Here is a 21,864-nt window from a genome sequence, read left to right on the forward strand (position 1 = left end):
CTCCCCTCCCCGGCTGGCTGGCCGGTCAGGCGGCCATCAAGGCCCGCAAGCGCGGCATAACGTCCAAAGCATTCCTGGTCGTGGCCTTGGCGACACATGCCGCCCCGTCGCCGCGCAGGTCGGCCAGCACCGCCCCGATCCCGGCCACTTCTGCCGGAGTATTCACCGCTGGATGGATCCAGGAAGGCGAAATATCGGGCGCATCCGTCTCCACCACAATGGAAGACAAAGGCAATTCCGCCGCCAGCCTGCGGATCTGCAAGGCGCGGGTGAAAGTCAGGTTGCCGCCGAACCCCAGCTTGAAACCGGCCTCGATGTAGGCCTGCGCCTGCTGGAAGCTGCCATTGAAAGCATGCGCAATGCCGCCGGCGGGCACGATCTGGCGCACATGCTTCAGCACCTGGTCCTGCGACTTGCGCACATGGCATAGCACCGGCAGTGCGAAATCGCGGGCGATCTTCAGCTGCTCGCGCAGGAAGAACACCTGCTTCTCCCGCATCTCCGGCTCGCACAGCATGGGAATAAAGAAGTCCAGCCCGATCTCGCCAATCGCCACAAAGCGCGGATCGGCCATGGCCGAAGCCACCGCCTCGCGCATAAAGACCAGGTCATCCTCCACCGCATGCGGCACATAGATCGGATGGATGCCCAGCGCGTAACAGGCATTGGGCGCCTGGTGCGCGAGCGCACGAACGATATCGAAATTGTCGCGCGCCACCGCCGGGATCACCACCATGCCGACACCAGCCTCCTGCGCACGCGCCGCTAGCGCCAGCGATTGGTCGCCGAATTCATGGGCGTCGAGATGGCAATGGGTGTCGATCCACATGGCGCGCTCCATCAGGCCGGGTTCAGGCCTTCGTCGGTCAGGCGCAGCATGCGGTCGCAGCGCTGCGCCAGGGCCGGGTCGTGGGTCACGATCACGAAGGCGGTGCCCAGGGTGCGCGACAATTCCAGCATCAGGTCGAACACCTGTTCCGCCGTCGAATGGTCCAGGTTGCCGGTTGGTTCGTCGGCCAGCACGCAGGAAGGCTGCGTCACCAGGGCGCGCGCCAATGCCACGCGCTGGCGTTCGCCGCCGGACAGTTCGCCCGGCACGTGGCTCACGCGCTTGGCCAGGCCTACGCGCGCCAGGATTTCCTGCGCCCGGCGCTCGGCCTCGGCGCGCTTGACGCGGCGGATCAGCAGCGGCATCGCCACATTATCCAGCGCCGAAAACTCCGGCAGCAGATGGTGGAACTGGTAGACAAAGCCCAGTTCAAGGTTACGCAGGTCGCCCCGCGCGGTCTCGTTCAGGGAGGCGAAGTCGCTGCCCTTCAGCACCACGTTGCCGGTGCTTGGCGTATCCAGCCCGCCCAGCAGGTGCAGCAGGGTCGATTTACCGGAACCGGATGCACCAACGATAGCCACGCGCTCACCGCGCTGCACCGACAGGTCGATCTTCTCCAGCACCTTCACGGCATAGGAGCCCTGGGTGAAAGTCTTGCCGAGGTTACGGCAGCTCAGCACATCATTCATAACGCAGCGCCTCCGCAGGTTTGACATTGGCAGCCCAGCGGCTTGGGTACAAGGTCGCCGCGAACGCCAGCAGCACGGCCACAACGCCGATCACGCCGACGTCAGACCAGTGCATATCCGACGGCACGGTGCTGATTGTGTAGAGATCCTTCGACAAGAACTGCACTCCCAACAGGTTTTCAATAAATGGAACAATGACATCAATATTCAGGGACACCAGCACGCCGCCCCCCACGCCGAGCGCAGCGCCCAGCAGGCCGACCAGGGCGCCCTGGATCATGAAAATCTTCTGGATCGAACCCGGCGAAGCGCCGATCGTACGCAGGATAGCGATATCGGCCTGCTTGTCCGTCACCGTCATGACCAGGGTCGAGACCAGGTTGAAAGCCGCTACCGCGACGATCAGCGCCAGCACCACGAACATCATGCGTTTCTCAGTTTGCACGGCGGCGAACCAGTTCGCATTGAGTTTTGGCCAATCCCGTACAGTCAGTTCCTTCGGAACCAGCTTTTGCAGCTCCTGCGCCACTTCGGGCGCCTTATGCATATCGGCCAGGCGCAAGCGCAAGCCCGCCGGAGCTTCCAGGCGCAGCAGCTTTTGCGCATCCTCGATATGGATAAAGGCCATGTTGGCGTCGAATTCCGGGAAACCGGCCACGAACACGCCCGCCACGGTGAAACTGCGCATGCGCGGCACGATGCCGGCTGGCGTAACCGTCCCCTGCGGCAGCACCATGGTCACCTTATCACCCAGGTTGACTTGCAGGGCGCGCGCCAGGTCGATGCCCAGCACGATACGGAATTCGCCCGGCTGCAGGTCGTTGAAACTGCCATAGCGCGTGGTGCGAACCAGGTCGGAGACATTCGGCTCCTGCTCCGGCAATACGCCGCGCACCACAGCCGGGCGCAGCGACTCGCCGCCCCGCGACAGCATGGCCTGCGCCTGCACAAAAGGCGCCACACCCTTTACTTCGGGGTTGGCCTGCAGGCGTTTGGACAAGTCCTGCCAGTCCGGCAGGCTCGATCCGCGCTCGAAGACTTCGACGTGGGCCAGCACCGACAGCATGCGCCCCGTCACGTCCTTGCGGAAACCGTTCATCACCGACAGGATGATGATCATGGCCGCCACACCTAAGGCAATGCCAGCCACCGAGATCAGGGAAATAAACGAGATAAAACTATTGCGGCCACTGCGCTTGCCCGCCCGGGTATAGCGCAGGCCGACCAGCCATTCGAAAGGTAGGTTCTTACTCATAACGCAGGGCCTCCGCAGGTTTGACGCGGGCAGCCCACCAGCTTGGGTACAGGGTGGAGACCAGGGCCAGCAGGAACGAGGTCACGCCAATGGCCCCGACATCGCTCCAGCGCAGCTCCGACGGCACGGCGCTGATGAAATAAATGTCCTTGGACAGGAAATGCACTCCGAACAGGCTTTCGATGGCCGGCACGATCACGCCGACGTTCAGCGCCAGCGCCACGCCGGCCACTACGCCGATTGCCGTACCGAGAATGCCGACCAGGGCGCCCTGCACCACGAAAATCTTCATGATCGAGAACGGCGACGCACCCAGCGTGCGCAGGATGGCGATATCTGCCTGTTTATCGGTCACCGTCATGACCAGCGTCGCCACCAGGTTGAAGGCCGCTACAGCGATGATCAGGGTCAGGATGATGAACATCATCGTTTTCTGCGACTTCACGATGGCGAACCATGAGGCATTCAGCTTGGTCCAGTCGCGCACCACCAGCTGGCCCGGGAGCGTAGCACGCAGTTCATTGGCCACCTGCGGCGCTTGCTGCATATCGTGCAGGCGCAGGCGCATGCCGAATGGGCCGCTCATCTTGACCAGCTGCTGGCCGTCTTCCAGATGCACCAGCGCCAGGCCCGCATCGAATTCGTTGTGGCCCGCCTCGAAAATGCCCACCACAGTGAAAGTACGCAGGGTCGGCGCCATATTGGACAGCGAATTACCCTGCGCCAGCGCCAATGCCACACGGTCGCCCGGTTTGGCTTCCAGCTCGCGCGCCAGTTCCACACCGAGGATGATGTTGAAGGCGCCCGGCTGCAGCATATCCAGGCTACCCTGCTTCATTTGCTTGCCGATGTCGGAAACCTTGGGTTCCTCGCCGGGCAGGATGCCGCGCACCAGCGAGGGGCGCAGCTTGTCGCCGCCATGCACCAGCATGCCCTGCATCTCAACGAAGGGTGCCGCGCCTTTCACCTGGGGATTGCGGGCCGCTGCGGCAGCTGTCGCATGCCAGTCGCCGATGCCGGTGCCGCTCACCTCATACAGCTCCACGTGCCCCAGCACGGACACCATGCGCTCGGTCACTACTTGCTGGAAGCCGTTATACACCGACAGCACCACAATCAAGGCGGTTACGCCAAGCGCGATGCCTGCCATCGAAATCGCTGAGATAAAAGAGATGAAACTATTGCGCCCATTGCGCCTGCCGGCGCGTGTGTAGCGCAGGCCAACCAGCCATTCAAACGGCATTTTTATTAAATTGACACAGTAAAGCCCGCAGTTTGCCATATAAAGAGATTCCACTACAATGCCGCATGGCTTCCACGACCGTCGTCCTCCCTTTCGCTTTACCTCCCGCCGAACTGGCCCAGGAACTGTCCCGCAACCTGAAGGCGCCTGCTTTAGCGGCATTACTCTCACGCAACAGCTTGCTTAAAAGGCATGTACTTGGCGATGACTGCCGCGTGCTGCCGCATGAAACCTGGCTGACGCGCGCTGCCGGTGCGTCGCTGGCCGCTGCGGTCATGCGTGGTTTCGGCCTGGCGCCTTCCGGGGGAAAGTGGTTCATCGTGCATCCGGTGCATATCCAACTGGCGCGCAACCACCTGGTGCTGGCCGATTCGCGCCGCCTGCGGCTCGATGAAGCGGATGCCCGGGTGCTGTTTGAGCTGGCCAAGCCGTTTTTCGAGGATTTGCTGTGGGGGGATGCTGAAACATGGTTCATGCGGGCCGACGCCTGGCATGGACTGGATGCCGCATCACCGGATGCGGCGATGGGCAGCAACCTGGCTGACTGGATGCCGGTCGGGCCGAATGCCCTGGCCTTCAAGAAGCTGCAGAACGAGATCCAGATGCTGTGGCACGAGCATCCGGTGAACGAGGCGCGCCAACAGCGCGGCCTGGCGCCGGTCAATTCGTTCTGGATGTGGGGCGGCGAAGTCTCCCCAGACGCCAGCCCGGCGGCGGACGGCGCAGGCTTTCGCCTGGCTGTCGCGGGGCCGGCACCTTCCTGGATGCGCGCCCTGGGCACGCCGGGCGCCAAGGTTGCCCCGGGCGAACCGGGCGTGCTGCTTCTGCCGCACCTGATCTCCGCCGGCGCCGGCAATGACTGGGGCGCCTGGCTGGGCGCCATGCAGCAACTGGAGCAGGAATGGTTCGCGCCATTGCTCTCCGCCCTGCAAGAAAGCCGCATCGGCGAACTGACCCTGATCCTGACCGACCGCGACGGCTGGAAAGAAATCCGCACCACCAGATCCGCCCTGCGCAAATTCTGGCGCGCACAGAACCTGAAGAACCTTACGCAATGACCCGAATCGCCATCCGCCCCTGCCCAACGCGCGAAACCGAATTGCTGCGCCAGGGCGGCATCCACCCTGTATTGGCGCGCCTGTTTGCCGCGCGCGGCCTGTGCGACCCGGGCGAGCTGTCCAGCGAACTGGCAGCCCTGATGCAGCCATCGCGCCTGCTGCACATCGACCACGCCGCCCAGTTCCTGGCCGATTCGATCGCCGCCGGCAAGCGCATGGTGATCGTGGCCGACTACGACTGCGACGGCGCCACCGCCTGCGCCACCGCCCTGCGCGGACTGCGTGCGCTGGGCGCCAAGGTCGACTTCATCGTCCCCAACCGTTTCGAATACGGCTACGGCCTGACGCCGGAAATCGTCGAACTGACCGCCCGCGAAAAGTCGCCCGACATCATCATCACCGTCGATAACGGCATTGCCAGCATCGAAGGCGTGGAAGAAGCCAAACGGCGCGGCATCGACGTCGTGGTCACCGACCACCACCTGCCGGGCGACGCCCTGCCCGACGCCCGCGTGATCGTGAACCCCAACCAGCCTGAATGCGGCTTCCCGTCCAAGCACCTGGCCGGCGTCGGCGTGGTGTTCTACGTGCTGCTCGCCCTGCGCGCCGAAATGCGCCGCCGCGGCATTTTCGACGCCCAGACCCAGCCCAAGCTGGATTCGCTGCTCGACCTGGTCGCGCTGGGCACCGTGGCCGACGTGGTGCGGCTGGACACCAACAACCGCATCCTGGTAGCGCAAGGCCTGAAACGCATGCGCGCCGGCCGCATGCACCCCGGTGTAGAAGCGCTGTTCCGCGTATCCGGCCGCAACGCGCGTACCGCCTCGCCGTTCGACCTGGGCTTTGCCCTCGGCCCGCGCCTGAATGCCGCCGGCCGCCTGGAAGATATGTCGCTCGGCATCGAATGCCTGATCACCGACGATGAGGCACGCGCCTGGGAACTGGCGCAGCAGCTGAACGACATCAACCTGAAACGGCGCGAGATCGAAGCGGAGATGCAGGATGCCGCCCTGCTGCACCTGGACGATTTCCAGCCTGCCGACCGCACCACTATCTGCGTCTACGACGACAGCTGGCACCAGGGAGTCATCGGCATTGTGGCCTCGCGCCTGAAGGAGCGCTTCTTCCGCCCGACCATCACTTTTGCGCCGGCAGGCGACGGCATGATCAAAGGCTCCGGCCGCTCAATCCCGGGCTTCCACCTGCGCGATGCGCTGGACCTGGTCTCCAAGCGCGCGCCCGGCGTGATCGACAAGTTCGGCGGACATGCCATGGCGGCCGGCCTTAGCCTGCGCGCCGAGGCCTTTGAGCATTTCTGCGCCGCGTTTGAGGCGGTGGGCCAGGCGTGGCTGACCGAATCACAGCTGGAGCGCGTGGTGGAAACCGACGGCCCGCTGGAGGATGGCTGCTATACCACCCAGTTCATTGAACTGCTGGATGGCCAGGTGTGGGGCCAGGGCTTCGCGCCGCCGGTGTTCTGCGATGAATTCCGCGTGCTAAGCCAGCGCATCCTGAAGGACCGCCACCTGAAGCTGATGCTGGAGAAGAATGGCGTGCGCTATGACGCGATCTGGTTCGGCCATACCGATGCGCTGGGCGAGCGCGCCCGCGTCGCCTTCCGCCTGGATGCCAATGAGTACAACGGCGTGACCCGCGTGCAGCTGCTGGTGGAACACGCCGAATCTGCCTGATTCATTTCTTGCAGTCGCAGACGCGCTCGCCCTTGTCGAACACGATGCGCCATTTGCCCGGCGCCTCCAGGCGCCAGATGGAGTTGAAGCGGCTCACGACTTTGCCCTGCGGGTCGCGCACCGGGCCGGAGGAATGGGCCAGCGTGCCGGAATCCAGCACCTCCACGGTGTCCGGCTCCCAGCTGAACGGGGCTTCCGGCTTGTCATAGAAGGCTTTCCATTCGGCGGCTACGGTGTCCTTGCCGCGCAATGCTTTCGGGCCGTTGAAAAAGATGGTTTCCTCGGCGAGGAAGGAAATGAAGGCCTGGTGGTCTCGCTTTGCCATGGTGGCGGCGAAGGCGCGCTCAGTGTCAGCTACTTGCTGCTTCAATTCCGCGTTGCCGGGTGCGGCCAGGGCGCTGGTGCAGGCCAGGGCGAGCGCCAGCAATACCGTCTTCTTCATATCGTCTCCTATTGATGTCGGGTGGGCTCATGCTAGCAAAGGGCGTAGCGCAAGTCATCCCGTTCGGAGGAGGTGTGGCCGGCGAGCAGCATCGCATCGTAGCCGAGCCGCGCTCCCGCCCCGAGCATCGTCCCGCTGGCGGCGCCCGCCTGTAGGCGAATGCAAGCATCAGCGGACACGCCCGTGACCGCGCTCGCCTCGGCGCCAGCGCCAGCACCCGCACCCGCACCCGCCGTCGCACCAGTCAGCGCCCGCCAGGACTCCGCCAGCGCCAACGCGCCCGTTCCGCCCGGCGCGAAGTCAAGCGCCGGCGCCCGCCCTAGCGGCCCCACCACCACCCGCACCGCCCCATCCATCCGCCACAAGCGCCCGCCCAGCAAGGCCCCGCCCCCGCAACGGGCAAAGGCCCCACCCACGGTGCTGCATTGCTCCGGCGGCAGCGCCTCCCAGCGGCCGGCGAACTGCTCGACATGGACCGGCACCCCAAGCGCCTGCGACAACAACTCGCCCAGCGCACGCCCACGCATTGGCCCGCCCCGCAACGGCAGCGCAGGCAGCGGCTCATGCTCGGGACGCGCCATCCGCCAGGCATCGCAAAACGCACCGACAGCAGGCGCAGAAAGCAGGTCCATGAACTCCCGCGCCGCCCCGCCGCCAGCGCGGGCAACGGCTTCGGTATAGGCGTACGGCAGCGCACCCGCCATCCCCAGCAAGCCGATACAGCCAAGCGTCACCGCCTGGCCGTCAATGGCCGTGATATCGCTGGGCGGAAAAGCCAGCGACGTAGCATTGCGCCAGCGCGCCGCCGGCAGCCCCGCGGCCAAGCGGAACAAGCCATAACGGTGCGCATCGTCCGCCGCTATTCCAGCACCGTCCCCGCATTCCTCGCTCTGCATCGAATCAGCTCCTCGCCGCTGCCGGCCGAAACCAGCACCAGCCGCGTAAATGTATTCAGGTGGGCGCATTCGCCGAAGAAGCAGTCCATCACCTGGGCAAACAGCAATAGTCCACAGCCAGCAAACGGGCTTGCGTCGACCTGCAAGTGCAGCTCAGTGCCAGGCACCGGCGCCGCCCGCTCCGGCTTGAGCAAGGCCGGATGAGCGGTAAGCGATTTCACCGCCGCGATCATCGCCTGCGATGCGGGCGAGCGGTTGATGGCCTGTGTCGCCATCAGTTCGCGCAAGCCCGGCGCATTAAGCGGCAGCATATCCAGCGCCAGCAGGGAATTGAGCTGCCAACGGCAGCCGGCGCCGCCTGCGGGACGCGCCAGCACATCGGCACGGTGGCAGCAGCTCACATCGACCGATGCCACCGCATCCACAGGCGCGCCGCCATTGAAAGCGATGCGCCACTCATGCCCCGGCACAGCGCCGGCCGCGCGCCGGGCAACCCACGGATGCTCGCGCCCATTGACCTGCACCCTGTCGATGGAAAAGATTTCCAGCTCCGGCGGCACTGATAGCAGGTATTCGGCCTGCCGGCCATCGAGCAGTATGGGCGCGGCAGCTGCAGGCGCCAACCTGGCCCGTACGCCCCACCCGACCCGTAAATGGTCCGCGCCCACATCGCGCAGCAGGCGGGAGGCCGCGATATCCGGCAAGGGCACGCGCAAAGTCCAACGTTCCACCCCGGCGTATGGGCGCAGATCCAGCCGCACGAAATTGAATCGTTCAGGAGCGACGAAGAACTCGCGCAGCAGCGCCAGCCCGGCATGGCCTCCCGGCGGGCGCGGCAGCAAGGCCTCGGCAGGATCCAGGCCGCAAGGCAGAAAAGAACTGCGCAGCAGCGCACTTCGCAAGGCGGCGCAGAACGATGCGTCGCCCTCCAGATATATATCGACGCTGCGGACGTCCGGCGCGGCCTCCCATTCAAAGTCCAGTTCGAGCTCCGGGCCACAAAAACGCACGCATTTGAGCGCAACGGGCGGCGCGTTGGGCGCAGGACCGATGCGGCAAGCCGGAAATGGCCGTAGCTGCTGCGGATGCAGCAACTCCAGCAAGTGTTCATCCCGCTGCCAGCCGGCACGCTCGAGCGCCAGCGCCGTGCGGGCATGCAAACTGGCAACGCCCTGCACTATGCGATCCACATGCGCGTCCGGCACAGCCTCGGCTGGACCCAGCTGGCGCGCCAGAAGCGGATGCTCGGCCGCCAGCGCCGCCGAATTACGGCGGAATCGCCTTAACTGCCCCTCCAAAACCGCAAGAATTTGCTCCATCGCAAGCCCTTATCGATGATCTGGTGCAATATTGGCACTAGGCAGCAAGCCGCGTTTTGATACCGGACAAAGGGCGGCGACTTGAAATTAATACGGAAATGGAGTATAAAGAATCCATAAACGGAGGATATATGCATCCCGCCTTTGCCTACCCCAACAGCGAATACGCCATCCCCCAGCCGGTTGACCTGAGCCGCAAAGAGGAGCGCGAACGCCTGTCCAAAGCCGCCCTCAAGGGCTTTTTCAAACTCGCCACCGCCTGGAAACTGCGCGACGACGACGCCCGCGAACTGCTGGGCGGCCTGTCCAGCAGCGCCTTCTACGAATGGAAAAAGCACCCGGACCGGGTGCTTGAGGTAGACCGCATTACGCGCATTTCCTACCTGCTGGGCATCTACAAGTCGCTGCACATCATCTACGGCGACAAGCTGGCCGACGAATGGATCAGCCTTGCCAACCGCAACAGCGTTTTCGGAGGCCGTACGCCGCTGGACTACATGGAATCCGGCGGCATCCTCGCCATGCAAACGGTGCGGCAGTTGCTCGACGCCCGCCGCGGAGGGCTGTAATTGCCGCCATTCCGCCTGCTGCGCCAATTCGACACGGTGCGCCTGATTCCCTCGCGCTTTGTCGATAAAGAAGACTCCGTGCTGGCCGCCCTCGCCGACAATGACGACGAGCTGCGCCAGCTGTTTGAACTGGATAACGCCACCAATGCCCGCTTGCGCGCCGAACATGGCGGCGCGCTCGGCATCGGCATCGAGGAGCTGGTGTACTACGTCCCCAACTACCGCAGCATCAACGCGGCCTTTACCTATGCCCGCCCGCAAGGCAGCCGCTTTAACGACGGCCAGCGCGGCGCCTGGTATTGCGCTTTCGAACACGAGACAGCGCTGGCCGAGGTGATCTTCCACAAAACCGTTGAGTACGCCGAGATCGACCGTTTCGACGACAGCGTGAGCTACCAGGCCTTGCTGTCCGACTTCAGCGCCCAGTTCCACGACATTTGCGGCCTGGCCGAATACCAAACCTGCCTGGACCCCGACAGCTATGTGGCCTCTCAGCGCCTGGCGCGGCAGCTGCTGGCGGAGGGTTCGACCGGCATTATCTACCCGAGCGTACGGCGCCCCGGCGGCACCAACCTGGCCTGCTTCCGCCCCGCGCTGGTAGGCAATGTTCGCAAAGGACCGGCCTATCGGTTAACATGGCGGGGTAGCCCGGCGGCCATCGTCGAGCAGATTCCACCGATTTAAGAGTAAACCATGCAGCTGAAACCAGAAAAAGACGCGGAGCTCCGCGCCAAAGTCAACCGCGAAACCGCCCGCATCCCCTGGAGCGAACTGCTCAAGCACTTCGCCCAGGGCAATGTGGTCTGGGTCGCCGATGAACTGGACCTGGTGGACGTCGCCGTGCGCATCGCCCACGACGACAAGGCCAGCATCTCGGCCTGGATGGAAGCCGGCCAGGTAGCGCGCGTCTCCGACGCCCAGTGCCAGCAATGGATCGACAGCGACGCCAACCTGTGGGCCAGCGTCGTCAGCCCTTTCATTCTCGTCCAACAGGAGAAGCGGAAGCCTCACTGATGCCAGGCAGCGGCTGCTTTACCGTCCAGGCGGCGGCAAACACATCAGCCTCTTTCCTAACCTCGGCTGTCAGCTGCCCGGCCAGCGCGTCACGGTACTCGCCGGCCCTCTTTGAACCATAACGGACTGCGATCTGGCTATAAATATACGCGAGGCGCAGGTCTTGCCGAACGCCCTTGCCGTTGCCAAACAAATGTGCGAAGCTGAAGAATGCGATAGCCTCTTCCGTCTCCGCCGCTAGTTTGTATAGTTTGATCGCTTTGGCGTAGTCCTGATCGACACCCAGCCCGTTCTCAATACTTCACCGCCAGTACCGGGTTTGCTTCAACTTGGTCCGAGCCGAAATGGTAGGCTACGCCAAGGTCATGCGCCGACTGCGGCCAATAGTCCGCATTCTGCTTCCACAGTTCAATGGCAGCTTTCACATCCTTCCCGCCACCCTGGTCCCAATACATCATATCGGCCAACATGTAAGTGCCATGGGGCACATCCCTTTGGTGGGCTTGCTCAAACCAGTAACGGGCCTTGGCAAGGTCTCTGTCAACACCAATGGCATAGCGGTAAAGTCGGCCGAGGCGCATCATGGCAGTTCCGTTGTCCCGGTCAGCCGCCAACTGATAATACTTCCGGGCGTTCGAAAGATCCTTGGCGACGATCTTTCCAACCTCGTATTCAAAACCGGCCTGCATTTGCGCCTCGTCATGCCCCATATCTGCCGCTTTGCGGATCAGCTCGAAGCCCGCAGCAGGATCTTGCTTGACCCCGGAGCCCTCTTTCAGCAGCAAGCCCAGCGCATAATAGCCGCGCGGCGACTCCTGCTGGACAGCACGGACTGCCCAATATCGTGCCTGTTCAAGATCAGTATCGACGCCAAAGCCATGGCGATAATAGGCTGCAAGGCGAGCTTGCGCATCACCATGCCCTAATTCGGCTGACTCCCGCATCAATACGGCGGCACGGTTCGCATCCTTGGGCATCCGCAATTACAGCCGTTCGCTGGAACTGAACCCCAAGAACTTCAACGCCGTCGAACGCCTCAAGGCGCTGAAGGCAAGCTAACCGCCCTCCAGCACGATCTCGTACTGGCCGTCGGCTGACAACTCCCGCACAAACCCCAGGCCTGCTTCGCGCGCCAGCGCCAGCTTGCCGGGGGCGGAGCGGAATACCACCGGGCCGCTCGTTTTCACTGGCGCAAAGCTCCAGCTGCGCGCCGAGCCATTGGCTGCGCGCGTCACCTGCCGCACCTTTTTCAGATAGTCGATCAGCACCGCGCGGTTGTTGTCCGGCGAGGCAAAAATGGTCTTGCTGCCATCCAGCCCCGGGAAGCCGCCGCCGCCACTGGCGCGGAAATTGTTCGTCGCGACGATGAATTCCTGCTCCGGCCGGACCGGCTGGCCGCGCCAGGCCAGACTCTTGATGCGCCGGCCCACTGGCTGGGTGACGTCGATCTGGTACCGCACGTCGGCGTCGGTCAGCATGTCGAAGTTAAAGCCCGGGAAAACGGTATTCACCAGTTCCTGCGGTTCGCTGCGCGCCGGGTCGATCTGGTTGAAACGTCCTGCCGCGCGCTCCAGCCAGGCCTTCAGGCCCGCGCCATCGATCTTCACCGCATGCAGGTCGTTTGGATAGAGGTACAAATCAGCGGCATTATTCAGCGCCATGCTGCCCGCCGCGACGTCGGTGTAATCGGCCGCCCCCGCGGCGCCGGTCTTGAACGGGGCCGACACCGACAGTACCGGCAACCCTGCATACTGAGGCAGGTTGGCCTGCACATGGCGCCGCACGTAGTCAGCCTGCGCCTGGTTCACCACCTGGATCGCCGACACATCGCCCACATCGGCGAAATAGGCCGACATGCGGAAATCAGTCGCGCCAATCGGCGTCTTGACGTAGGCGATGGTCGCCTCGTGCTCCGCCTTAACCAGCTTCGCAATCTCAGGATCCGGCTCCACAAAGCTGCGGTCGGGGCGCTGGATGCTGTGCGTCTCGACGCGCGCTGCGCCGGCGTCGGCCACCCAGCGCTGGCCATCGTGGCGCAGGGACAGCTGGATCACGCCCAGGTGCTTGCCCCACAGTCCCGGCATCACGGCTGGAACGCCGTGCACCCTGCCCTGGGCCTTGTCCACGCCCGGGAGATTGAAACCGGCGGCCTTGCTGGCGGCGTTCGGGAAGACATCATGCGAATGGCCCAGTAGCATGGCGTCGATGCCCGGCACCTGGGCCAGGTGCCAGCTGCCGTTCTCCATCGACGGCGCATAAGCCGCGCCATCCAGCCCGCCATGCGAGATAGCGACCACCACTTCCGCGCCGCGTGCGCGCATTTCCGGGATGTAGCGCTCGGCCGCCTCACGCCAGCCCTCGGTACGCACACGCCCCTCCAGCCAGCGCTGGTCCCAGCCCATGATGGCGGGCGTGGTAAAGCCGATGATCCCCACACGGACGGTGGACTGCACCGGCTTGCCATCCGGGCCGGCGGCGCTGATGCGCTTATCGAGGATGCGGTACGGTGCGAACAGCGGTTTGCCGGTCTGCGCGCTGACGACATTGGCCAGCACAATAGGGAAAGCCGGGCCGGCGCAAGGCTTGGCGCGGGCCGGCGTGCCGTCGGCGCCAAAATCGCTGGCCGTGACCTGGCCGAGGAAGCCGAGGCCCCAGTTGAACTCATGGTTGCCGACCGAGCCGCCCTCAAAGCCCAGCGCATTCATGGCTTTATGGATGGCCAGGGGCTGATCGCAGCCGACAGGCGCCACCAGCGCCTGGTAATCGCCCAGCGCCGTGCCCTGGATGGTGTCGCCGTTATCCAGCAGCAGCGAATTGGGGAACTCGCGCCGCGCCTGGCGGATCAGGGTCGCAGTGCGCTCCAGCCCCAGTGAGGCGTCCGGCGCCAGCTTGTAATAGTCGTAGCCAAGGACATTGGCGTGCAAGTCCGTGGTCTCCAGCACAGCCAGGCTGGCCCGGGCACCTGCCGGAACGCGTCCAGGCACATGGCTACAGGCGGCCAGCACTACCGCGAATGGCGCCAGTAAAAAAATACGCATAGGGAAGTTTCTATCAAATAACTATTAGGCTCCGCAGCTATCGTCGGCATACCTTGAATTCCGCACATTATCTGCTATCCGCCCGGCAAATGCGGCGCAGTGCCTACGACGCTGGTAGCCAATGTTTGCACATTCACCACATTGCCGCAAATAAATATCGGAATGACAATGTAGGCTCGTAAGATTCCTCCACCAAACAATAAGGGGAATCTCATGAAGCTCCGTCGCATCAGTGTGCTAGCCGCGGCCATGCTGCTGGCGGCACCCTTCGCCCATGCCAACCTTGTCACCAACGGCAACTTTGAGACCGCACCGCAAGCATCGGGCACCGGCTGGACCATCGCATCGCCGGACGGGCTGCAGTTCTTTGCCAAGGATACGTCCGGCACGCCGCTCGCAAACGCGAACAACTGGGTATTTTCGGACGGCACCTGGACTGATCCCAACAATATGGGCACGCTCCGCCAGACCATCGCCACCGTGATCGGCACCACCTATACCTTCAGCTTTGACCTGCAGCGTATGCACAATCCATTCCAAGACCCCACGCTCGATAACCACGTCATCGCCTCGTTCGGCGGCGAGATCAAACTGGAGCAGCACGACATTGAAAGCGATTGGACCCACTTCAGCTACAGCGTGACGGCCACCGGAACCAGCACCGAGCTGGTTTTCTCGAGCTACAACCTGTCGGCCTGGAACGCCTGGGACAATATCACCGTCGTCGCGGCAGCCGACCCCGATCCCGATCCCGATCCCGATCCCGGCCGCGTTCCCGAACCAGCCACGCTGGCATTACTCGGCGCCGGCCTGCTGACAATGCGCCTGGCGCGCCAACGGAGCTAAGGAGACATCATGCCAGAACAATACGTCGGCGAAATCCGCATGGCCGGGTTCAACTTCGCGCCGCAGGGCTGGGCCAGGTGCGAAGGCCAATTGATGTCCATCGCCCAGAATGATGTGCTGTTCGCCATCCTTGGCGCCACCTACGGCGGCGACGGCATCAACACCTTCGCCCTGCCCGACCTGCGTGGCCGCGTGCCCACCCATATCGACAACAGCGCTCCGCTCGGACAGCGCGGCGGCGAGGCCCAGCACACGCTGAACACCCAGGAACTACCCGGCCACACACACCAGCTGATGGCTTCGACGGCCGTCAGCCATTTCAACAACCCGGCCAACCGGACATTCGGCGATGTGGAAGCGGGCGCTTTCAATATCTTCGCCCCGCCGGACAATAGCGCGACGCTGGCCGCCTCCTCGCTGTCGAGCACCGGCGGCAACCAGCCGCACGAGAACTGCCAGCCTACCCTGTGCATCAATTTCATCATTGCGCTGGAAGGCATCTTCCCCAGCCAGACCTGAACCAACGGAGCCCTTCATGGAACTGGAACCATTTATCGGCGAGATCCGTATTTTCGGCGGCAACTTCCCGCCGCATGGCTGGGCCCTGTGCGATGGCAAACTGCTTTCCATCGCCCAGAACACCGCCTTGTTTTCGCTGCTCGGCACCACCTACGGCGGCAATGGTCAAACCACCTTCGCCCTGCCAGACCTGCGCGGCCGGGTCCCAGCCCACCCAAGCCAGGAATACCCGCTCGGGGCGCAATTTGGCACCGAGAGCGTGACCCTGCAGTCGACCGAGATCCCGCAGCACAGCCACAGCGTTGCCGCCAGCACCGCCATCCCGGCGCCGGCGCCCAATGGCCTGAGCCTCACCGGCGCCACCCTCTACGTCCCTGCTTCCCCCGGCAAACCCAAGCTGTATGCGCCGGACGGTGCAACGGCCGACATGTCGCCGCTGGCGGTGGCGCAAGCGCCGGCCGGCGCCGGCCAGCCCCACAACAATATGGCGCCTTACCTGGCCATGACCTACATCATCGCCCTTGAGGGCGTTTTCCCGCAGCGTTCCTGAGGAGCCGATCATGTCCGATGCCTATATTGGCGAACTGCGCATTTTTACCGGCAATTTCGCACCCAAGGGATGGGCGATGTGTAACGGCCAGCTGTTGGCGATCAGCCAGAACCAGGCCTTGTTCGCCATCCTGGGCACGACTTACGGCGGGGATGGCAAGACCACCTTCGGCTTGCCAAATATGAAACAACGCTTCCCCATGGACGCCGGCAGCGGCCCCGGCCTGACGCCACGCGCGCTGGGTGAAGCCGCCGGCAGCGCCGCCGTGACCCTGGCCCAGGCCCAGATGCCCAGCCATACCCACACCCTGCGCGGGGCCAGCACGGACGCTTCGGTCGTCTCGGCAAACGGCGCCCTGCTGGCCGCACCATCCAGCCCGACGCCGCCCTACCACGAGGCGACGGCGCTGGCGGCGATGCCGGCCGGCTCCCTGGGCAACACAGGCGGCAGCCAGCCCCACAATAACCTGCAACCCTACCTGGTGCTCAACTTCATCATCGCCCTGCAGGGCATCTTCCCGCCCCATGACTGAGCAAGGCAGGCCCCGCCCCCGGGCGGGCCTGCTCTGGGGTATAATTCCGGGTTTGATTTCACTTTAAGAAACCCGGAAAACCATGGAAGCTGAACGCATCAATTCCCTCGCCAACCTGCTCGCGGACCTGACCACCCGCGAAGCCGAACTTCGGAGGTATCTTTGACTTCGATAAGAAGTCGGAGAAACTGGAACAACTGAACGCCGAACTCGAAGATCCGGCCGTTTGGAATGACCCGAAAAAGGCCCAGGACATGGGTCGCGAGAAAAAAGCCCTCGAAGGTGTCGTGCTCACCCTGCAGAAAGCGCAGACTGACCTGAGCGACATGAACGAACTGTTCGCGATGGGCAAGGAAGAAGGCGACGACGATACGCTCGAAGCCGTGATTGCGGATACCGCGGAAATCCAGAAGGTGATCGAACAGATGGAATTCCGCCGTATGTTCAGCAACCCGATGGACCCGAACAACTGCTTCATCGACATCCAGGCCGGCGCCGGCGGTACCGAAGCCCAGGACTGGGCCTCCATGCTGCTGCGCCAATACCTGCGCTATTGCGAACGCAAGGGCTTCAAGGTGGAAGTGCTGGAGGAATCCGAGGGCGAGGTTGCCGGCATCAAGACCGCCACCCTGAAAGTGGACGGCGAATACGCCTACGGCCACCTGCGTACCGAGACCGGCGTGCACCGCCTGGTGCGCAAGTCGCCGTTCGACTCCTCGGGCGGCCGCCACACCTCCTTCGTGTCGCTGTTCGTGTACCCGGAAGTGGATGACTCGATCGAGATCGAGATCAACCCGGCCGACCTGCGTATCGACACCTACCGTGCGTCCGGCGCCGGCGGCCAGCACATTAACAAGACCGACTCCGCGGTGCGTATTACCCACGGTCCGTCCGGTATTGTGGTGCAGTGCCAAAACGACCGTTCCCAGCACCGCAACAAGGCCGAAGCGATGGAAATGCTGAAGGCCAAGCTGTACGAACTGGAACTGCGCAAGCGCATGAGCGAGCAGCAGTCGCTGGAAGACTCCAAGACCGACGTCGGCTGGGGCCACCAGATCCGTTCCTACGTGCTGGACCAGTCCCGCATCAAGGATCTGCGCACCAACTTCGAGACCGGCAACACCAAGGGCGTGCTGGACGGCGACCTGGATGACTTCATCTCCGCGTCCCTCAAGCAAGGCATCTAACAGATGACGCAGCGCGCCTTCATCTTCGACATGGATGGCACCATCGTCGACAACATGGGCTTCCACACCCGCTCGTGGCTGGAGTTTTTCAGCCGCCGTGGCCATGCTGTCGACGAGGCGGCGTTCTTTGCCGCCACCGCCGGCCGCACCGGCCACGAAATCATGCGCCAATACCTGGGAGAAGGTCTGGCGCGTGACGACGTCGCCGCCCTGATCGACGAGAAGGAAGTGCTGTACCGCGAAATCTACGCACCGCACCTGCGCGCCGTGGCAGGCTTCGGCGCCCTGGTAGGCGCAGCGCAGGCTGCCGGCATCAAGCTGGCGGTCGGCACCGCCGCCCCGCCCTGCAACGTGGACTTCACGCTGGACGGACTGGGTGTGCGCGAGCAGTTCGACACCGTCGTCGGCGCGGCCGACGTCAAACGCGGCAAGCCGGAACCGGACGTGTTCCTGCTGGCGGCCGAACGCTGCGGCGCCGATCCGGCGCACTGCATCGTGTTCGAGGACGCGCCTTTGGGCGTGGAGGCAGCGCGCCGAGCCGGCATGCGCTGCGTCGTCCTGACAACCACTTTGCCTGCTGAAGCGTTTAAGGCGTTCGACAATGTGATCTGCATTGCACGCGACTTCAGCGAAATCGACATCAATAATCTGACTAAACCATAAAACCATGACTACGGAAAACCAAGTGCAAGACCAGGCGCCAGGCCAGGACGACAACAAAATCATCGCCGAGCGCCGCGCCAAGCTGGCCGCCATCCGCGAGAAACAGAGCGTCGCCTTCCCTAACGATTTCCGCCCTCAGCACAAGGCTGCCGACCTGCACATCCAGTACGGCGCCAAAACCCGTGAAGAACTGGAAGCCGAACCGGTCACCGTCGTCATCGCCGGCCGCATGATGCTGCGCCGCGAAGCCGGTAAAAAAGCCGCATTCGCCACCCTGCAGGATTCCTCCGGCCAGAAGGCCGATGGCCGCATCCAGATCTACGTCACCGTTGACACCACCGGCGAAGCGGCGATGGAAGACTTCCGTAGCTGGGACCTGGGCGACATCCTGGGCGTGACCGGCACCCTGTTCAAGACCAAGACCGACGAACTGACCGTCAAGGTCAGCGAAGTGCGCCTGATCACCAAGGCCCTGCGCCCGCTGCCGGACAAGTTCCACGGCCTGGCCGACCAGGAAACCAAGTACCGCCAGCGCTATGTCGACCTGATCACCAGCGAAGAAACCCGCCGCACCTTCAAAGCGCGCACCGCCGCGATCTCCTCGATCCGCCGCTTCATGGAAAAGAACGAGTTCATGGAAGTGGAAACCCCGATGCTGCACCCGATCCCGGGCGGCGCGGCGGCCAAGCCTTTCATCACCCACCACAACGCGCTGGACATGCAGATGTACATGCGTATCGCTCCTGAGCTGTACCTGAAGCGCCTGGTGGTGGGCGGCTTCGACCGCGTGTTCGAGATCAACCGCAACTTCCGTAACGAAGGCGTGTCGGTCCGTCACAACCCGGAATTCACCATGATGGAGTTCTACGCGGCCTACACCGACTACCAGTGGATCATGAACTTCACCGAAGAAGTGATCCGCCAGGCCGCGATCGACGCCAAGGGCACCGCCGTACTGACCTACGGCGGTCGTGAGCTCGACCTGTCCAAGCCATTCCAGCGCCTGACCATCTGCGGCGCGATCAACAAGTACGCCCCGCACTACACCGAAGCGCAGCTGAACGACATGGACTTCCTGAAGGCCGAGCTGCTGAAGTTCGGCGTGAAGCCGTTCGCCACCTCCGGCCTGGGCGCGCTGCAACTGGCGCTGTTCGAGGAAACCGCTGAAGCGCAGCTGTGGGAGCCGACCTTCATCATCGATTACCCGATCGAAGTGTCGCCGCTGGCACGTGCTTCCGATACCCGCGAAGGCATCACCGAGCGCTTCGAGCTGTTCATGGTGGGCCGCGAGATCGCCAACGGCTTCTCGGAGCTGAACGACGCGGAAGACCAGTCGGCTCGCTTCCTGGCGCAGATGAAAGCCAAGGAAGCTGGCGATGATGAGGCGATGTACTACGATGCCGACTTCATCCGCGCGCTGGAATACGGCATGCCGCCAGCCGGCGGCTGCGGCATCGGCATCGACCGTCTGATGATGCTGCTGACCGACTCGCCGAACATCCGCGACGTGCTGCTGTTCCCGCACCTGCGTAAGGAAGACTAATCCGCACTACGCCCGCGCTTGCTTGAAGTTCCTGCAAGCGCGGCGCATCATATGGCTCATGAACGCACCTGAGCCTTCACTTGCTGAACGTGTTACGCGCCTGGAAATCCAGGTAGCCAGCATGCACGCCGAATTAAAAGGATTGATCGAAACTTCCGTTGCCGAACTGAAGGGATTGATCGCTGCGCTCTCCGCGCGCCTTGACGCACAAAATACCCGCCTGGACGAGCACTCGCGCCGCATGGATTCCCTCGAATCACATATGCGCAAGTTGAACTCAACGATCATCATCACCGGCATCACTGTCGCACTCACCGTTATCTTTGGCGTCGGCGCCATCAATTCTTCCCTGATTTCAGGAATGACGGCCGCCTTCCAGGCCGGCGACGGCAGCGCACGCTGGCGCGCCACCGTAGAGCGCGATATCGGCGACCTGAAGACCAAATTCGCGGAAATGGATGCCCGCCAGCGCCGAGACAGCGCCGTGCTGGCACAGCAAGGGCTGGAGCTGAGCGAAATCAGGAAGCTGCTCGAGCGCCGCGCGGCAGCGCCAGCGCCCGAGCCAGCCAAACGCTGATTACTGGATCACACGGTAGCAAGGCGTGTAAGCCTTGCCCGCCAGCTTCATGCGGCTTTGCGCCACAAAGGATGCCAGCAGCGCGTCCATCGGCCCCATGATCTCCTTGTCGCCATGGATCTCGAAGTGCCCGTACTTCTCAATCGTACGGATGCCCTCCTCCTTCACATTGCCCGCCACCACGCCCGAGAAGGCGCGGCGCAGGTTGGCCGCCAGCACGTGCACCGGCTGGTTCTTGTGCAGGCTGAGATTACGCATATTTTCGTGCGTCGGCGCGAACGGACGCTGGAACTCCTCGTCGATCTTCAGCGCCCAGTTGAAATAATAGGCATCCGAACGCGATTTGCGGAACTCGCGCACCTGCTTCATCCCCTCCTGCATCTCCTGCGCCACTAGCTCCGGATCATCGACAATGATCTTGTAGCGCTTCTGCGCCTCCGCACCCAGCGTCAGCCCGATAAACTCATTGATCTGCACGAAGTAGTCGCGCGCCGTTTCGGGGCCGGTGAAGATCAGCGGGAACGGGATATCCGCATTCTCAGGGTGCAGCAGGATGCCGAGGATGTATAGGATCTCCTCCGCCGTCCCCGCGCCGCCCGGGAACACGCAAATCCCATGGCCGGTGCGCACGAACGCCTCCAGGCGCTTTTCGATATCCGGCATGATCACCAGGTCGTTGACGATCGGGTTCGGCGACTCCGCCGCAATGATGCCCGGCTCAGTGATGCCCAGATAGCGGCCGCCGGTGAAGCGCTGCTTGGCGTGGCCGATGGTGGCGCCTTTCATCGGCCCCTTCATCGCGCCCGGCCCGCAGCCGGTGCAGATATCCAGCCCGCGCAGGCCAAGCTGGTAGCCCACTTCCTTGGAATAGTTATATTCCGCGCGGTTGATCGAATGCCCGCCCCAGCACACCACCAGGTTGGGATTCAGCTGAGGCTTCAGCACGTTAGCATTACGGAGGATATGGAACACCGCATCCGTAACCCCCTCGCTGCGCGACAGGTCGAACTTCGGATTACCCGTCACCTCATTATTCACAAAAACGATATCGCGCAGCACCGCGAACAGGTGCTCGTGGATACCCTTGATCATCTTGCCATCGACAAAAGCGATGGCCGGCGCGCCCTTGATTTCCAGCTTGATGCCACGCTCGCGCTGCAGGATGTTGATGTCAAACGACTTGAAGCGATCCAGCAGTTCCTTTCCATCGTCGATCGTGCTGCCGCAATTCAGCACCGCCAGGGCGCAGTTGCGGAAGATGTTATAGAGGCCGCCCTTGCCGGAGTCCAGCAATTGCACCACCTCCGCCTTGGACAGGACTTCCAGCCTGCCCTCCGGAGCGATGAGAGTATCGACAACGTTGCTGTCCATGATACAAAAATCCTTTTATTTAACTTTTTGGGA

Annotated in this window: 24 protein-coding genes; 13 read left to right on the plus strand and 11 right to left on the minus strand. The window is 63.3% G+C overall.

The genetic code is table 11. The features are described from left to right. Positions 1–25: 25 nt before the first annotated feature. Genes AAHE99_RS04135 through AAHE99_RS04150 form a run of 4 tightly spaced genes read right to left on the minus strand, consistent with a single transcriptional unit; the run spans position 26 to position 4,055 of the window. Positions 26–829: a TatD family hydrolase gene (locus AAHE99_RS04135; protein WP_342114689.1), complete on the minus strand. Its 804-nt coding sequence runs from the start codon at positions 827–829 to the stop codon at positions 26–28. Between the two features lie 11 nt (positions 830–840). Beyond that, complete coding sequence (lolD, locus tag AAHE99_RS04140; protein WP_342114691.1) at positions 841–1,518, minus strand: lipoprotein-releasing ABC transporter ATP-binding protein LolD; 678 nt, start codon at positions 1,516–1,518, stop codon at positions 841–843. Then, complete coding sequence (locus tag AAHE99_RS04145; RefSeq protein ID WP_342114692.1) at positions 1,511–2,773, minus strand: lipoprotein-releasing ABC transporter permease subunit; 1,263 nt, start codon at positions 2,771–2,773, stop codon at positions 1,511–1,513. The genes lolD and AAHE99_RS04145 overlap by 8 nt, the downstream gene beginning before the upstream one ends. Next, positions 2,766–4,055 (minus strand): lipoprotein-releasing ABC transporter permease subunit, encoded by a 1,290-nt coding sequence (locus AAHE99_RS04150; protein ID WP_342114694.1) that lies wholly within the window; start codon positions 4,053–4,055, stop codon positions 2,766–2,768. The genes AAHE99_RS04145 and AAHE99_RS04150 overlap by 8 nt, the downstream gene beginning before the upstream one ends. Positions 4,056–4,081: 26 nt before the next feature. Between AAHE99_RS04150 and AAHE99_RS04155 the strand changes: the two genes are divergently transcribed. Next, positions 4,082–5,074, plus strand: coding sequence for a hypothetical protein (locus AAHE99_RS04155; RefSeq protein WP_342114696.1), 993 nt, complete (start codon positions 4,082–4,084; stop codon positions 5,072–5,074). After that, positions 5,071–6,765, plus strand: coding sequence for a single-stranded-DNA-specific exonuclease RecJ (recJ, locus tag AAHE99_RS04160; protein ID WP_342114698.1), 1,695 nt, complete (start codon positions 5,071–5,073; stop codon positions 6,763–6,765). Before AAHE99_RS04155 ends, recJ begins: the two co-directional genes overlap by 4 nt. A 1-nt stretch (position 6,766) precedes the next feature. On the opposite strand, the gene AAHE99_RS04165 is transcribed toward recJ, so the two are convergent. Genes AAHE99_RS04165 through AAHE99_RS04175 form a run of 3 tightly spaced genes read right to left on the minus strand, consistent with a single transcriptional unit; the run spans position 6,767 to position 9,422 of the window. Beyond that, positions 6,767–7,207, minus strand: coding sequence for a YybH family protein (locus AAHE99_RS04165; RefSeq protein WP_342114700.1), 441 nt, complete (start codon positions 7,205–7,207; stop codon positions 6,767–6,769). Between the two features lie 32 nt (positions 7,208–7,239). Then, positions 7,240–8,103, minus strand: coding sequence for a type VI secretion system baseplate subunit TssG (locus tag AAHE99_RS04170; RefSeq protein WP_342114702.1), 864 nt, complete (start codon positions 8,101–8,103; stop codon positions 7,240–7,242). Continuing rightward, on the minus strand, positions 8,067–9,422 hold the full coding sequence (locus tag AAHE99_RS04175; RefSeq protein ID WP_342114704.1) for a type VI secretion system baseplate subunit TssF: 1,356 nt from the start codon (positions 9,420–9,422) through the stop codon (positions 8,067–8,069). Before AAHE99_RS04175 ends, AAHE99_RS04170 begins: the two co-directional genes overlap by 37 nt. 131 nt (positions 9,423–9,553) lie before the next feature. Here AAHE99_RS04175 and AAHE99_RS04180 point away from each other — a divergent pair, with 131 nt between their 5' ends. Genes AAHE99_RS04180 through AAHE99_RS04190 form a run of 3 tightly spaced genes read left to right on the plus strand, consistent with a single transcriptional unit; the run spans position 9,554 to position 11,005 of the window. Beyond that, positions 9,554–9,991: an MbcA/ParS/Xre antitoxin family protein gene (locus AAHE99_RS04180; RefSeq protein WP_342114707.1), complete on the plus strand. Its 438-nt coding sequence runs from the start codon at positions 9,554–9,556 to the stop codon at positions 9,989–9,991. Then, positions 9,992–10,675 (plus strand): RES family NAD+ phosphorylase, encoded by a 684-nt coding sequence (locus AAHE99_RS04185; protein ID WP_342114709.1) that lies wholly within the window; start codon positions 9,992–9,994, stop codon positions 10,673–10,675. A 9-nt stretch (positions 10,676–10,684) separates the two neighbouring features. After that, on the plus strand, positions 10,685–11,005 hold the full coding sequence (locus tag AAHE99_RS04190; protein WP_342114711.1) for a DUF2288 domain-containing protein: 321 nt from the start codon (positions 10,685–10,687) through the stop codon (positions 11,003–11,005). Here AAHE99_RS04190 and AAHE99_RS26755 read toward each other — a convergent pair. From AAHE99_RS26755 to AAHE99_RS04200, 3 genes are all read right to left on the minus strand, one after another. Then, a complete protein-coding gene (locus AAHE99_RS26755; RefSeq protein WP_446728892.1) occupies positions 10,968–11,303 on the minus strand; it encodes a hypothetical protein in 336 nt (111 codons plus the stop codon). The two genes, AAHE99_RS04190 and AAHE99_RS26755, sit on opposite strands and share 38 nt — an antisense overlap. Continuing rightward, positions 11,299–11,982 carry a tetratricopeptide repeat protein gene (locus tag AAHE99_RS04195; RefSeq protein WP_342114713.1) on the minus strand — a complete coding sequence of 228 codons (684 nt, stop codon included), beginning with the start codon at positions 11,980–11,982 and terminating at the stop codon, positions 11,299–11,301. Before AAHE99_RS04195 ends, AAHE99_RS26755 begins: the two co-directional genes overlap by 5 nt. A gap of 78 nt (positions 11,983–12,060) precedes the next feature. Next, positions 12,061–14,043: a bifunctional 2',3'-cyclic-nucleotide 2'-phosphodiesterase/3'-nucleotidase gene (locus AAHE99_RS04200; protein ID WP_342114715.1), complete on the minus strand. Its 1,983-nt coding sequence runs from the start codon at positions 14,041–14,043 to the stop codon at positions 12,061–12,063. Between the two features lie 213 nt (positions 14,044–14,256). Between AAHE99_RS04200 and AAHE99_RS04205 the strand changes: the two genes are divergently transcribed. The 8 genes from AAHE99_RS04205 to AAHE99_RS04240 all read left to right on the plus strand — a co-directional run bounded on the left by AAHE99_RS04205 (position 14,257) and on the right by AAHE99_RS04240 (position 20,460). After that, on the plus strand, positions 14,257–14,889 hold the full coding sequence (locus AAHE99_RS04205; RefSeq protein ID WP_342114717.1) for a DUF642 domain-containing protein: 633 nt from the start codon (positions 14,257–14,259) through the stop codon (positions 14,887–14,889). A gap of 9 nt (positions 14,890–14,898) precedes the next feature. Continuing rightward, complete coding sequence (locus tag AAHE99_RS04210; protein WP_342114719.1) at positions 14,899–15,408, plus strand: phage tail protein; 510 nt, start codon at positions 14,899–14,901, stop codon at positions 15,406–15,408. A gap of 16 nt (positions 15,409–15,424) precedes the next feature. Next, positions 15,425–15,958 (plus strand): phage tail protein, encoded by a 534-nt coding sequence (locus tag AAHE99_RS04215; RefSeq protein WP_342114721.1) that lies wholly within the window; start codon positions 15,425–15,427, stop codon positions 15,956–15,958. A 10-nt stretch (positions 15,959–15,968) separates the two neighbouring features. Further along, positions 15,969–16,490, plus strand: a complete 522-nt coding sequence (locus AAHE99_RS04220; RefSeq protein ID WP_342114723.1) for a phage tail protein — start codon at positions 15,969–15,971, stop codon at positions 16,488–16,490. 82 nt (positions 16,491–16,572) lie between these two features. Continuing rightward, positions 16,573–17,677, plus strand: a protein-coding gene (gene prfB / locus AAHE99_RS04225) for a peptide chain release factor 2 (RefSeq protein ID WP_342114725.1) whose coding sequence is annotated in 2 segments (ribosomal slippage) — positions 16,573–16,653 and positions 16,655–17,677 — 1,104 coding nt in all. Because the reading frame shifts where the segments join, the coding sequence is not laid out codon by codon here. A 3-nt stretch (positions 17,678–17,680) separates the two neighbouring features. Then, entirely contained in the window at positions 17,681–18,340 is a 660-nt protein-coding gene (locus tag AAHE99_RS04230) for an HAD family hydrolase (RefSeq protein ID WP_342114727.1), read from the plus strand. 4 nt (positions 18,341–18,344) lie between these two features. Continuing rightward, complete coding sequence (gene lysS / locus AAHE99_RS04235; RefSeq protein ID WP_342114728.1) at positions 18,345–19,883, plus strand: lysine--tRNA ligase; 1,539 nt, start codon at positions 18,345–18,347, stop codon at positions 19,881–19,883. A 58-nt stretch (positions 19,884–19,941) separates the two neighbouring features. Beyond that, positions 19,942–20,460, plus strand: a complete 519-nt coding sequence (locus AAHE99_RS04240) for a hypothetical protein (RefSeq protein WP_342114730.1) — start codon at positions 19,942–19,944, stop codon at positions 20,458–20,460. On the opposite strand, the gene ppnN is transcribed toward AAHE99_RS04240, so the two are convergent. Beyond that, positions 20,461–21,831 (minus strand): nucleotide 5'-monophosphate nucleosidase PpnN, encoded by a 1,371-nt coding sequence (ppnN, locus tag AAHE99_RS04245; protein WP_342114732.1) that lies wholly within the window; start codon positions 21,829–21,831, stop codon positions 20,461–20,463. Positions 21,832–21,864 lie beyond the last annotated feature (33 nt).

It is taken from the genome of Pseudoduganella sp. OTU4001, from assembly GCF_038440195.1.
GTDB lineage: Bacteria > Pseudomonadota > Gammaproteobacteria > Burkholderiales > Burkholderiaceae_D > Rugamonas.